Genomic DNA, 12,723 nt, shown 5'->3' with positions numbered 1-12,723 from the left:
GCATGAAGGCACAAATGAACATCCGCAGCCTGGTCAACCGCGACAACAACATCGTCCAGCTGCTGGTGATGACGGTGCTGATCTTCGTCGTGATGACGGCGCTCAGCCCCGACAAGTTCCTGCGCTATTACAACTTCGAATCCCTCACCTACATCTTCCCCGAGCTTGGCCTGCTCTCCATCGCGATGATGATCGCCATGCTTACCGGCGGCATCGACCTGTCGGTGGTGGGGGTCGCCAATTTGTCGGGAATCCTGGCGGGCGTGCTGTTCCACAAGATGGCGGGGGCCGCCGGCATCGCCGACACCGGCATCCTGACCGTTCTGCTGGGCGGGGTCATCGCGCTCGGCACCGGACTGGTGGCGGGGACGGTGAACGGGCTGCTGATCACCCGGCTGGGCATCACGCCGATCCTGGCGACGCTGGGCACGGGGCAGGTCTTCACCGGGCTTGCCATCGTGCTGACCGGCGGGCCGGCCATCGTCGGCTTTCCCGCCGCCTGGGCCTTCCTCGGCAACGGCAAGATCCTGGGGCTGGCGACGCCCTTCGTGCTGTTCGCGGTCATCGCCGCGCTGATCGCCTTCCTGCTGAGCCGCACCGCGCTGGGCATCAACCTGATGCTGATCGGCACCAACCCGAAGGCGGCACTGTTCGCAGGGCTGAAGCGGGAACGGATGGTGCTGTATAGCTACATGCTGACCGGCGTTCTGGCCTCGGTCGCCGGGATCATCCTGTCGGGACGGACCAACGCGGCGAAGTCGGACTATGGCAACTCCTACCTGTTGCAGGCGGTGCTGATCGCCGTGCTGGGCGGCACCAACCCGGCCGGTGGGCGTGGCACGGTGCTGGGCATCACAATCGCGGTGGTGGCGCTGATGCTGCTGTCGAGCGGTTTCCAGATCCTGCGCTTCTCCAACCACCTGATCGACTTCATCTGGGGCGCGTTCCTGCTGCTGGTCATCGCCATCAACGCCTACAAGAACCGCACCCGCTAGCCGGCCTTCCAGGTCAGCTCCCGATAGGGAGGAAATCCCATGAGCGTCCGAACCGCAATCCATTTCCGCAAAAGCTTCTTCGGCGAGGCCGAACGCCCGGTCGCCGAGGCGCACGGCATGACCGCCAGCCTGTTCCGCTATGACAGCGGGATCGAGGCGGTGCGGCTGTCCAATCGGCGCGGGCATCTGGTGGTGCTGCCCTATTACGGCCAGATGGTCTGGGACGCCGTGTTCGACGGCGTCGACCTGACCATGGCGAACATGTTCGACATGCCGCGGCCGGCGACCGAGATCGTCGGCACATACGGTTGCTTCGCCTTCCATTCCGGGCTGCTGCGCAACGGCTGCCCCGGCCCGCAGGACAGCCATCTTCTGCATGGCGAGATGCCCTGCGCCCCGATGGATGCCGCCGGGCTGGAGGTGGGGGAGGATGACGAGGGCCCCTATATGGCGGTCACCGGCCGGCGGGAGTATGTGATGGGCTTTGGTGCGCATTATGTCGCCCGCCCGCGCGTGGTCCTGCGCCCCGGTTCCGCCCTGTTCGACATCCGGATGGAGGTGGAGAACCTGTCGGGCGCGGCGATGGACCTGATGTACATGTGCCACGTCAATTTTGCCTTCGCCGAGGGCGCACGCATCGTCCAGCCGGCACCCTTCACGCCGGAGGCGACGGCGGTGCGCACGGTGGTGCCGGCCCATGTGCCGCGCAGCCCGGCCTATGACGCGCTGCTGGCCGACCTCGCCCGCGATCCGGCGGTGATGGAGGTGCTGGACGAGCCGCATCGCTACGACCCGGAACAGGTCTTCTACATCCGCGGCCTGCGCACCGACGAGGATGGCGGCACCGCGGTGATGATGCGGCGGCGCGAGGGCGACGCCTTCCACATCGCCTACAGCACGCGGGAGTTCCCCAAGACGGTGCGTTGGGTGCTGGCCAACAGCGACCAGAAGGTCTGCGCCTTCGCCCTGCCCTCCACCTGCGAGCCGGAGGGCTATGCTGCGGAGGCGATGAAGGGCAATGTCCAGAAACTGGCGGGCGGCGAGACGCGACGCTTTTCCGTGCGGCTGGGCTATCTGACCGCCGACGAGGCCGAAGCCGAGGAATGCGCCATTCGGGCGCTGTGATTTAGGGCGTTGTGACAAGGAGATACCAGGATGGGCAAGATCGCCGTGGTCGGCAGCAACATGGTCGACCTCATCACCTACACCGCCCGCATGCCCGGCCCCGGCGAGACCATCGAAGCGCCGCGCTTCGAGATGGGCTGCGGCGGCAAGGGCGCCAACCAGGCCATCGCCGCCGCCCGGCTGGGCGCCGAGGTGATGATGGTCACCAAGGTCGGCGACGACATCTTCGCCGACAACACCATCCGCAACTTCGAGGCATCGGGCATCGACACCCGCCATGTCGAGCGGGTGCCCGGCACCTCCAGCGGCGTCGCGCCGATCTTCGTCGAGCCGTCGGGCGAGAACAGCATACTGATCATCAAGGGCGCCAACGCCCTGCTGTCGCCGGCCGACGTCGACCGCGCGGCCGACGATCTGAAGGGCTGCGACCTGATCGTCATGCAGCTGGAAGTCCCGCTGGAGACGATCTACCACACCATCGAGTTCGGCGCCCGGCACGGCATCGAGACCCTGCTGAACCCGGCGCCCGCGCCCGCCGACCTCGACCCGAAGCGGATCGAGCAGGTGACCTTCCTGGTGCCGAACCAGACGGAGCTGGCGACCATCTCCGGGCTGCCGGTGACGTCGGAGGCGGAGGCCGAGACGGCGGCGCGCAGCCTGATCGACCGCGGAATCCGCACGGTGATCGTCACGCTGGGCGCCCGCGGCGCGCTGCTGGTGACCAAAGGCGAGGCGACGCGGCGGATCGAGCCGGTGCGGGTGACACCGGTCGACACCACCGGGGCCGGCGACGCCTTCATCGGCAGCTTCGCGCGGTACTATGTGGAGAACCGCGATTTGGATGCGGCGCTGCACATGGCGGTGCGCTATGCCGCCGATAGCATCACCCGGCCGGGCACCCAGAAATCCTACGCCAGCCGTGAGGCGTTCGAAGCCTTCTGCGCCAGCCTGTAAGGGTCGGAAAGGGGACACGCCATGACACGCGCCGTGATCGGGGTGGATGTGGGGACCGGCAGCGCCCGCGCCGGGATCTTCGACCTTGCCGGGCGCCGGCTGGCCGCCGCCTCCCGCCCGATCCGGATGTGGAAGCCCGATCCGGAATGGGCGGAGCAATCCTCCGACGACATCTGGACCGCCGTCTGCGAAGCGGTTCAAGAGGCGTTGGCGGCATGCGGCGAAAAGCCGGAGGTGATCGGCGTCGGTTTCGACGCCACCTGTTCTCTGGTGGTGCTGGACGCCGCCGGGCGGCCGGTGACGGTCGATCCGGAGGGCGACGATTCCCGCAACGTCATCGTCTGGATGGACCACCGCGCCATCGGGCAGACCGACCGCATCAACGCCGGCGGTCATGAGGTTCTGCGCTATGTCGGCGGACGGCTGTCGCCGGAGATGCAGACGCCCAAGCTGCTGTGGTTGAAGGAAAACCTCCCGGCCAGCTGGAGCCGGGCGGCGCATTTCTTCGACCTGCCGGACTTCCTGACCTGGCGGGCGACCGGGGCGACGCGGCGGTCGTTGTGCTCGCTGGTGTGCAAATGGACCTATCTGGGGCATGAGGGGCGGTGGGACGACGGCTATCTCCGCGCCATCGGGTTGGGCGATCTGGTGGATGAGGGGCACGCCCGCATCGGCACCGATGTCGGCGAGGTCGGCAGCGCCATCGCCGGTGGGCTGACCGCCGAGGCGGCGCGCGAGCTTGGTCTGACGCCGGGCATCGCGGTCGGCACCTCGCTGATCGACGCCCATGCCGGCGGGATCGGGGTGATCGGGGTGCCGCTGGAGGCGTCGGACGGTGTCGATTTCGACCGGCGGCTGGCGCTGATCGGCGGCACGTCGAGCTGCCATATGGTGATGAGCCCCGGTGCGCCGCGCTTCATTCCCGGCGTCTGGGGTCCCTATCATTCGGCCATGCTGCCGGGGCTTTGGCTGAACGAGGGCGGGCAGTCGGCGACCGGGGCGCTGATCGACCATGTGGTCCAGGGCCATCCCCGTTATGCCGACCTCGCCGCCGAGGCCCGGCGGCGCGGCACCACGGTCTATCAGCTGCTGAACGAGGAGCTGGCGGATCTTGCGGAGCGCAGCGGCGGGCCGGTGGCGATGCTGACCCGCGACCTGCATGTGCTGCCCGATTTCCATGGCAACCGCTCGCCGCGGGCGGACGCCAGTCTGCGGGGCGCCATCAGCGGGCTTCGCCTGTCGGACGGGCTGGAGGATCTGGCGCTGCTCTATCTGGCGACGGTGCAGGCGGTGGCCTATGGCACCCGGCACATCGTTGCGGCGATGAACGAGCGGGGCTATGCCATCGACACCATTCTCGCCTGCGGCGGCGGCACCAAGAATCCGGTGTTCCTGGAGGCGCATGCCGACGCCACCGGCTGCACCCTGGTCCTGCCGGAGGAGCCGGAGGCCGTGCTGCTGGGGGCCGCCGTGCTGGGGGCGGTGGCGGCGGGCGCCTTCACGGACATCGCCGCCGGCATGGCCGGGATGGGCCGCGCCGGCCGCAGCCTCCGGCCGGCGGAGGGGCGGCTGCGGGACTATCACGACGCCAAATACGCCGTGTTCCTGCGGATGCACGAGGACCAGATGACTTACAGGGCGCTGATGGAGTGCGCCCGGTAGACCTCACATCACGCACTCGCAGGCGCCTTCCCGTTCCATCACCGGCGCCTTGTGCTCCTCGCACAGGTCGCCCGGCAGCTCCTCGCCCTGGAGCAGGGGGCAGCGTTCGAACAGCTCGGCCAGCCAGTCGACGAAGACCCGCACCTTCGGCGACAGGTGCCGGTTGTGCGGGTAGACGGCGGAGATCGGAATCCGGGGCGGCCGCCAGTCGCGCAGGATCTCGCGCAGGGCACCGCTGCGCAGGTGCGGCAGCACCATGAAACGGGCGGGCTGCAGGATGCCCTGCCCTTCCAGGCCGCAGGTGACATAGGCGTCGGCATCGTTGACGGAGACGACGCCCTTCATGGCGACCTCCTCCACCCTGCCATCGCGCTGGAAGCAGAGGTCCATGTTCCGCCCGGTGCGGTTGCTGAAATAATTCACCGCGATGTGGCGGTCGAGATCCTCGATCGTCTTCGGCTCGCCATGCTCGGCGAGATAGGCCGGGGTGGCGCAGGTGATCTGCTGCATGGCGCCGATGCGCCGCGCCAGCAGGGTGGAATCCGCCAGTTCGCCGATGCGGACCACGCAGTCCACCCCCTCCTGCACCAGATCGATGGGACGGTCGCCCAGACCCAGCATCAGCTCGATGTCGGGATATTTGGCGTGGAATTCGTGGATCGAGGGGATGATGACCAGCCGGCCGATGGAGCCCGGCATGTCCACCCGCAGCCGGCCGCGCGGCGTCTTGCGCGCGCTGGTGAAGGTGGATTCGATCTCGTCGATCTCCGACAGGATGCGGGTCGCGCCCTCCAGATAGGCGGCGCCGTCCATCGTCAGGCTGAGTTTGCGTGTGGTGCGCTGGAGCAGGCGCACGCCCAGCGCCGCCTCCAGATTCTGGACCGTCGTCGTCACCGAGGCGCGCGGCAGCCCCAGCGTTTCCGCCGCCTTGGTGAAGCTGTTCGCTTCGACCACCCGGATGAAGACGCGCATCGCATGCAGCTTGTCCATACGGATCCCGTCCTTTCCAACCACGGCCACTGCCGAGCGCGGCCCCCGTCAAGCGCAGGGAGTGTCCGCCGAAGAACGGCGAATAGCAATCGGCAGAGTCCCCTCTCCCCCCCCGGGGGGGGGGGTGGGGGGGGGGGGGGGGGGGGGGGGGGTTTGGGGGGGGGCAAGGCCCCCCCCCCCCCCCCCCCCCCCCCCCCCCCGGGGGGGGGGGGGGGGGGGGGGGGGGTTCGCGTGGCGGGACCTTCGGGAAAGCCACGCGGTGCATCCCCCTCACCCCGACCCTCTCCCCGGGGGGGAGAGGGAGATGGGCGCGGTTCAAGGGGGCGGCGGGATGGAACGGCGTGGAACGCTTTCCGGCGGATGTTCCATCTACCGGCGCCCGGAGAAGGCGCCGGCACCGCGGCGGGGCACCGGGCCGGGGTTGAGGTTGGGGTATTCCTCGTACTGGTTGAGGGTCCAGGGGAAGACGCCCTTCGGTCCCTCCGCCTCCGGCTGGGCCAGGACGGCGGCGACCATGGCCGGGCTGGGCGGCATGCGCTCGCGAATGGCGCCGGGGATGTCGTCGTCGTCCAGTTCGGGGACGGTGACGGCGGGCGGGTCTTCCGGTTTGGGAGCGGGTTTGGAGGCGGGCGGCTGATCGGGTTTGGAGTCTTGCCGCCTGGCAGCCGGGCTGTCGAGACCGGCGAACAGGCCGAGCCGCTCGGCCAGCCAGCGCACGGTGGCGGGATCGCCGGAGGTGACCAGCCGCTCGATCTGTTCGGCCACCAGAATGCGCAGGGAGGACAGGCGCAGTTCGGCCTCGCGGTTCAGGGCCTGACGCTCCCACCATACCCTGTGACGAAAATCCTTGGATCCGTAATAGGCCCGCCACAGGGTGGTGCGGCTGCAGCCCATGGCGCGGGAGACCTGAAGGAAACTGTTGCCGCGGGCCAGCATGCCGGCGGCCATGATCCACTGCTCTTCATGGAACTGCGATCCGGGGACCAGCGAGCCTTCGGAGGGGGTCGGCGGCTCTTCGGCCCAGCGGGGGAAATGGTCGTTGGTGAAGCTGCGGGGATCGAGAGGCATGGCAGGGCTCCGCAAAATGATGGGACAGTTGCGGAGAGGGTATGGGACTTTAGTCCTTCATTGGAGAGTTTTTGTGAAAAGCCGGAGGCAGCGTCGGGGGACGGGCGCGCCGCCGCCGTCACCGGCACTGCCGGGAAGGCGGCGGCGCAGGATGATCGCCGTCAGTGGAGCGTGGTGGCCGCCGGCTGGGACGCGGTGCGGGCGGTCTCGCGCGCACGGCCGATGCCGAGCAGCTGGTAGAGGCCGATCGCCGCGATGGTCGCGGTGCCGATGCCGCCGATGGAGAAGCCGCCGGTGGAAATGGTGAAGTTGCCGGCGCCGAGCACCAGCGTCACGCCGACGGTGATGAGGTTGCGCGGATCGGAGAAATCGACGCGGTTGTCGACCCACAGCCGCACCATCGCCGCGGCGATCAGGCCGAAGACGACGGTTGCCAGCCCGCCCAGCACCGGCGCCGGGATCGTCCGCAGCAGGGCGCCGAACTTCGGCGAGAAGCCCAGCAGGATGGCGGCGATGGCGGCGACGACGAAGATCAGGGTGGAGAAGACGCGGGTGACCGCCATCACGCCCATGTTCTCGACATAGGTGGTGACGCCGGTGCCGCCGCCGCTGCCCGAGACGATGGTGGCGATGCCGTCACCGATGAAGCCGCGGCCGATGAAGCGGTCGAGGTTGCGCCCGGTCATGGCGCCGATGGCCTTGATGTGGCCGAGATTCTCGGCGACCAGGATGAAGGCGATGGGGGCGACCAGCGCCATGGCGCCGGCATCGAAGGTCGGCGTGCGGAACTCCGGCATGCCGAACCAGGGGGCGGCGGCCAGCTCGGCGAAGCTGACCGGCGGCAGCAGGCCGAAGCCGTTGGCGAGGACCAGATAGAAGACATAGCCGGCGGCGATGCCGGCGAGGATCGAGAGCCGCCGGATGGCGAGCGGCGCATAGACCGCGATGACGGCGGTGGCGACCAGCGTGAACAGGGCGACCAGGGTGTGGGGACCGCTGCCCTCGATGCCCTTGACGGCGACCGGCGACAGGTTGAGGCCGATGGCCGCGCCGACGGCGCCGGTCACCGCCGGCGGCATCAGCCGCTCGATCCAGCCGGTGCTGGTGTAGCTGACCAGCAGGCCGATGAGGACATAGAGCACGCCGGCCGCGATGATGCCACCCAGCGCCGGCCCGATGTTCGGGTTGGGACCCTGGCCGGTGTAGCCGGTGACGGCGATCACCACGGCAATGAAGGAGAAGGAGGACCCGAGATAGCTCGGCACCCGCCCGGCGGTGAGCACGAGGAACAGCAGCGTGCCGATGCCGGAAAACAGCACCGCGAGGTTCGGATCGAACCCCATCAGCAGCGGCCCGAGGATGGTCGAGCCGGACATGGCGACAAGATGCTGGATGCCGAGCGTCAGCGTCGAGCCCCAGGGAAGGCGCTCGTCCGGCTGGACAACGGGGCCGGCCGCGAGCGGCCAACGCGGGAAGTAATCTGCCATGAAGGTTTGGTCCGAAGAGGGGTGGAACGGCGCTGTTGCCGGGGGTGAACGTCGCCCGCTTTTTGGCGTTTGCGGAGGCGTTGCGCCACATTTTTGTGCGGGAACGGTAGGAACGTCAGCAACAAGACCGGACGGGACATTCAACGTCACATTCATGCTTCAAGTGCTGACATCGTGCGCGCTGCGCTCTGAGCTTCGCATTCACTTCCGCCACCTCCTGGCCCGCCCTCTACAAAGGGAATCCGAAGCATACATTAGAGTTTATCTAGCAAGGTGAAGAAAAATAAATTTTGACACATGCGTATTAAAATTATGGACGTAACATTTACGGTTGATTTGAAGTCACTTTATATTTACTACATTGCAGGGGAAAAATTGGGCGATCCATTTCCTATTGTGATAATTTATACGCTCCTATAGACAGAATTAGCAGCAACTCATTGGCAATTTCTATCTATATTCGCCATTTGAATCTAATACAAAATACAACATCCTGTTCAACGACAAAGCTGGTGCAAACTGAGGAGAGCACGATAGATGTTTGCTAAACGATCCTAAGGCAGAACGAAGCCCGCTTAACCAGGGAGGGCAATTATTGGACATGCTCGACTTCCCAGCCGTCGAAATCCTTATTGAAGTGAACGCGCCAAACTGGCGAATTCTGTTGGTCTAGCAACGTAACATTGTAAATATACCGACCGTCTACTACACGGTGGAGACCGACAACCCAGGCCTCATCGAAAAGCAACGGATCAGGAAGTTGGCGAGCAATCCTGTTCGGATACCATTCACCGGCGCCTTGGAAAAGAAAGACAACAAGTATCTTGCCGGCTGCGTAGGCAGTGCCCCCTTTCTCCACCTTTAGCTTGACCGCCTCTAAGATTAGCTCGCCGGCATCCCGACCGATATTCTTTGAAATTGCTGGCACCATAACGTGCTCAGTCGGGATACCGACGCCATCAACGCTGTCGAGAATAATCCCGTCGCCTCCTACGTAATCCGGAGCGGAGGTAAACGTCAGACGTTCCGGTGACGTGACGGAATTGACGGCAATGCATAGCAACAAGTTCGCGAGAATCTCACGCGAGCGCATGTCATTCATGCGCTCGAATCCTTTCCCAGTCTGGAGATGAATCCCATTCAATATGAAGGGTTGTAGCTCCTTAAGAGCTAGAGCGAGGCTCTTAAAACGGGTGACTTTATGTTTCATGGAGAGTCCTGTATAATATTAATATAGAACTGAATTTGTATTATGGCATATGCCATTCTGTTCGTCATCTCGACCCTTGGCGGCTGGCCCGGAAACTGTCTGGAAACGTCCGCTTTCAACGAGTTCCGGACATTTTGATTGCCGGACGGGATGACAGACTGGATGCCCAGTGCCGATGTTCCAGTCTGCTCCACCTTAGTGATGCTTGCCTAACACCTAACGCGCTCTCGTCATTCTGCAGCCACAAGCCAGGAAAAACTTGGCCTTCGGGCCTCCTTCGGCGTGATCGGGTACCAGCAGATAATGGGTGATCTTCTTGAGGTCCGGCGTCGCCTTGTCGGCGTCAGGCACGTGCATTGCGGATGGCGTCCGGCATAACGGTGGCGACGGTGTGGAAGGGCTTCGCGAACTCGACCTCGTAGGCCGCGCCGGACCGGTACACGCCGACGACGGTCCCCATCGACCCGGCCGGCAGCACGCCGTCCTCGGTCTCCACCGGCTTGGACAGCGCCACCCGCGTCAGTTCCTCGATCGGTTCGTGCGTTCCGGTGTCGGTCGAGCGCTTGTGCGGAGTCCATATGAAGCGCCCCATGGGCTCGGACATCACAACCTCCCCTGCCAGTGGCGGCAGTCCCGGATATCATCTCACATCGCCCCCCTGAACAACAACGGCGGGCATCACGGGGTTCGGGGCAATCGCATTTCCTTCCCTCTCCCGCCCCGGGAGAGGGAAGGGGCCCATGCGGAGCATGGGAAGGGTGAGGGGTAGCGCAAGAAACCATGCGGTTCGGGATTCTCGATATCCCCCTCACCCTCCCCGCCTGCGGCGGGTCCCCTCCCTCTCCCGGGACGGGAGTGGGCAATCATCGTCAAATGCGTGAGGGGAACGGCGCGCTTTGCGCGCCGCCAAGGGGCATGCTGCCCCTTGGCAATCCCCTGACGCGGGCGGGACGCCCGCGCTCCCCCCTCACCCAACCCTCTCCCCGGGGGGGAGAGGGCTTTTAGGCGCACTGTTGCGGGGGGCCCTTCGCGTCGGAATGGCGCCAGCACGAATAGCCCCTCCCCCACAAACAGCCACCCCCACCCCTCCCCGATTGTTCGTCCCGGCTGAATTCTGTTCCCAGCCGCAGCGGCTTTATCCCACCCGGACGGTTGCACATTATCCCTCTTGCCGCATTGCAGGAGGGGCGCCAGGGCGCCGGATCGGGATGGAACGTTCACGCACGTCGCTGAAGGTGGAGGGCCGCGAGGTCCCGCTTTGCCTGTATCGGCCGGCGGTTTCCGGACCGCTGCCGGGCGTGCTGTATTTTCACGGCGGCGGCTTCACCTCCGGGTCGGTCGAGGATGTCGAGGTGCCGGCGATGGCACTGGCGGAGAGCATTCCGGCGCTGGTGGTGGCGGTCGGCTATGCGCTGGCCCCCGCCCATCCCTTCCCCGCCGCCATCGAGGATGCCCATGCCGCAGCCCTCTGGCTGGCGGAGCGGGCCGGGCCGCTGGGCGTCGCCGGGCATGATGCCGGCGGGCATGTCGCGGTGTCACTCACCCTGCTCGCCCGCGACCGCGGCGGGCCGGAGTTCGCGGCGCAGGCGCTGCTCGGGCCGATGCTCGATCCGAGTTTGACACGCGTCGCCCATGGTGAAAAGGGCGGCGAGGGCAGCGTGACGGAGTGCGCGCGCTATTACCGCGCCTATCTGCCGGAGGCGGCGCTGCGGCTGCATCCCTATGCGGCGCCGCTGGAATCGCGCCGGCTCGGCCGGCTGCCGCCGATCATGATCGCCACGGCGCAGAACGACGTGCTGCGGCCGGAGGCGGAAAGCTATGCCGCCCGGCTGATCGACGCCGGTGTGCCGACCGAGGTCACGCGCTTTGCCGGCGTCAGCCATGCCGGCCTCGCCCAACACGCGCCGGCGCTGGCCGCCGCCGCCGATTTCTTCCGGCGCCGCCTGACCGGCGCCCATCCCCATACTTCGAGCCACAGGTAAAGCCCCATGTCCCGTAACACGTCACGCAAGACCCTTTCCCTTATCATCGCGGCCGGCGTCTCCGTGGCGGCGCTGACCGGCGCCATCACCCTGCGCAGCCCGGCCGAGGCACAAACAGCCTCCGAAGCTCCCGCCCCGCCGCCGGCCGAGGTGGATGTCGCCACCGTACTGGCCCGGCCGGTGACGGACTGGCAGTCCTATTCCGGCCGGCTGGAGGCGGTGGACCGCGTCGATATCCGGCCGCAGGTTCCCGGCACCGTCGTCGCCGTGCATTTCCGCAACGGCGCGCTGGTGAAGAAGGGCGACGTGCTGTTCACCATCGACCCCCGCCCCTATGAGGCGGAGGTGGCGCGGGCCGAGGCGCAGGTCGCGGCGGCACAGGCGCGGGTGAAGCTGACCGCGGCCGACCTCGACCGCGCGCAGAAGCTGGTGCGCGACGACACCATCTCGCGCAGCACCATGGACCAGAAGGACAATGCCGCCCGCGAGGCGACCGCCAACCTGAAGGCGGCGCAGGCGGCGCTGGAGATCGCGCGCCTCAATCTCGGCTACACGCGGGTGACGGCGCCGGTGTCGGGCCGGGTGTCGCGAGCGGAACAGACGGTCGGCAATGTGGTGGCCGCCGGTGCCGCCGCGGAGCCGCTGACGACTCTGGTTTCGGAATCGCCGATCTACGCCTCCTTCGACGTCGATGAGCAGACCTATCTGCGCCACATCGCGCCGATGCGGGATTCCGGGACGATCCCGGTCCGGCTCGGCCTCGCCAATGAGGAGGATTACTCGCGCGACGGCATGGTGGAGTATGTCGACAACCGGCTGGACAGCGTGTCCGGCACTATCCGCGTGCGCGCCCGCTTCGACAATGCCGACGGCGTGCTGGTGCCGGGGCTCTATGCACGGGTGAAGGTGGGGGGCACCAAGCCCTATGACGCGCTGCTGGTGGATGACCGCGCCATCGGCACCGACCAGGACAAGAAGTTCGTCCTGGTGGTGACGCCGGAGAACAAGGTGGAGTACCGGCCGGTGAAGCTCGGCGCGCTGCAGAACGGGCTGCGCGTGGTGACCGACGGACTGTCGGCCGGCGAGCGCGTGGTCGTCAACGGCACCCAGCACGCCCGGCCGGGCATGGCGGTCACGCCGAAGATGGTCGCCATGGGCGACGGCAAGACCCAGACGGCCCAGCGATGACATGTAGCAGCGTGCCCCCTCCCTAACCCTCCCCCGCTGGCGCGGGAGAGGGAACTGCCGCC

The 12,723-nt window shown here is 66.7% G+C and carries 11 protein-coding genes; 6 read left to right on the top strand and 5 right to left on the bottom strand.

Annotated features, from left to right (window positions below; genetic code table 11):
• Positions 1–2: 2 nt before the first annotated feature.
• From FZ029_RS18035 to FZ029_RS18020, 4 genes are read left to right on the top strand one after another with little or no spacing between them, the layout of a single operon-like run.
• A complete protein-coding gene (locus tag FZ029_RS18035) occupies positions 3–995 on the top strand; it encodes an ABC transporter permease (protein WP_149270653.1) in 993 nt (330 codons plus the stop codon).
• A gap of 39 nt (positions 996–1,034) precedes the next feature.
• Positions 1,035–2,120, top strand: coding sequence for an aldose 1-epimerase family protein (locus FZ029_RS18030; RefSeq protein WP_149270651.1), 1,086 nt, complete (start codon positions 1,035–1,037; stop codon positions 2,118–2,120).
• Between the two features lie 30 nt (positions 2,121–2,150).
• Positions 2,151–3,074 (top strand): ribokinase, encoded by a 924-nt coding sequence (gene rbsK, locus FZ029_RS18025; protein ID WP_149270649.1) that lies wholly within the window; start codon positions 2,151–2,153, stop codon positions 3,072–3,074.
• 21 nt (positions 3,075–3,095) lie between these two features.
• Positions 3,096–4,736, top strand: a complete 1,641-nt coding sequence (locus FZ029_RS18020; protein ID WP_149270647.1) for an FGGY-family carbohydrate kinase — start codon at positions 3,096–3,098, stop codon at positions 4,734–4,736.
• A 3-nt stretch (positions 4,737–4,739) separates the two neighbouring features.
• Here FZ029_RS18020 and FZ029_RS18015 read toward each other — a convergent pair whose 3' ends face one another.
• From FZ029_RS18015 to FZ029_RS17995, 5 genes are all read right to left on the bottom strand, one after another.
• Complete coding sequence (locus FZ029_RS18015; protein ID WP_149270645.1) at positions 4,740–5,726, bottom strand: LysR family transcriptional regulator; 987 nt, start codon at positions 5,724–5,726, stop codon at positions 4,740–4,742.
• Positions 5,727–6,095: 369 nt separating this feature from the next.
• Positions 6,096–6,794, bottom strand: coding sequence for a hypothetical protein (locus tag FZ029_RS18010; RefSeq protein ID WP_149270643.1), 699 nt, complete (start codon positions 6,792–6,794; stop codon positions 6,096–6,098).
• Positions 6,795–6,955: 161 nt separating this feature from the next.
• Positions 6,956–8,281 (bottom strand): solute carrier family 23 protein, encoded by a 1,326-nt coding sequence (locus FZ029_RS18005; protein ID WP_149270641.1) that lies wholly within the window; start codon positions 8,279–8,281, stop codon positions 6,956–6,958.
• Between the two features lie 592 nt (positions 8,282–8,873).
• Positions 8,874–9,491 (bottom strand): hypothetical protein, encoded by a 618-nt coding sequence (locus tag FZ029_RS18000; protein WP_149270639.1) that lies wholly within the window; start codon positions 9,489–9,491, stop codon positions 8,874–8,876.
• A 343-nt stretch (positions 9,492–9,834) separates the two neighbouring features.
• Entirely contained in the window at positions 9,835–10,095 is a 261-nt protein-coding gene (locus tag FZ029_RS17995) for a DUF4926 domain-containing protein (protein WP_211104162.1), read from the bottom strand.
• A 604-nt stretch (positions 10,096–10,699) separates the two neighbouring features.
• On the opposite strand from FZ029_RS17995, the gene FZ029_RS17985 reads away from it, so the two are divergent.
• Complete coding sequence (locus FZ029_RS17985) at positions 10,700–11,473, top strand: alpha/beta hydrolase (RefSeq protein WP_149270638.1); 774 nt, start codon at positions 10,700–10,702, stop codon at positions 11,471–11,473.
• Positions 11,474–11,479: 6 nt separating this feature from the next.
• Entirely contained in the window at positions 11,480–12,661 is a 1,182-nt protein-coding gene (locus FZ029_RS17980; RefSeq protein WP_149270636.1) for an efflux RND transporter periplasmic adaptor subunit, read from the top strand.
• Positions 12,662–12,723: the final 62 nt, after the last annotated feature.

Source organism: Azospirillum sp. Sh1 (assembly GCF_008365135.1).
Lineage (GTDB): Bacteria > Pseudomonadota > Alphaproteobacteria > Azospirillales > Azospirillaceae > Azospirillum > Azospirillum oryzae.
Note: the sequence above shows the minus strand (reverse complement) of the source record. Positions and strands in the feature narration are given on the sequence as shown.

Bases quoted from the DNA above. Each gene is read 5' to 3' on its own strand.
- FZ029_RS18035 (WP_149270653.1), top strand. From the start codon at position 3: ATGAAGGCACAAATGAACATCCGCAGCCTGGTCAACCGCGACAACAAC.
- FZ029_RS18030 (WP_149270651.1), top strand. From the start codon at position 1,035: ATGAGCGTCCGAACCGCAATCCATTTCCGCAAAAGCTTCTTCGGCGAG.
- rbsK (WP_149270649.1), top strand. From the start codon at position 2,151: ATGGGCAAGATCGCCGTGGTCGGCAGCAACATGGTCGACCTCATCACC.
- FZ029_RS18020 (WP_149270647.1), top strand. From the start codon at position 3,096: ATGACACGCGCCGTGATCGGGGTGGATGTGGGGACCGGCAGCGCCCGC.
- FZ029_RS18015 (WP_149270645.1), bottom strand. From the start codon at position 5,726: ATGGACAAGCTGCATGCGATGCGCGTCTTCATCCGGGTGGTCGAAGCG.
- FZ029_RS18010 (WP_149270643.1), bottom strand. From the start codon at position 6,794: ATGCCTCTCGATCCCCGCAGCTTCACCAACGACCATTTCCCCCGCTGG.
- FZ029_RS18005 (WP_149270641.1), bottom strand. From the start codon at position 8,281: ATGGCAGATTACTTCCCGCGTTGGCCGCTCGCGGCCGGCCCCGTTGTC.
- FZ029_RS18000 (WP_149270639.1), bottom strand. From the start codon at position 9,491: ATGAAACATAAAGTCACCCGTTTTAAGAGCCTCGCTCTAGCTCTTAAG.
- FZ029_RS17995 (WP_211104162.1), bottom strand. From the start codon at position 10,095: ATGTCCGAGCCCATGGGGCGCTTCATATGGACTCCGCACAAGCGCTCG.
- FZ029_RS17985 (WP_149270638.1), top strand. From the start codon at position 10,700: ATGGAACGTTCACGCACGTCGCTGAAGGTGGAGGGCCGCGAGGTCCCG.
- FZ029_RS17980 (WP_149270636.1), top strand. From the start codon at position 11,480: ATGTCCCGTAACACGTCACGCAAGACCCTTTCCCTTATCATCGCGGCC.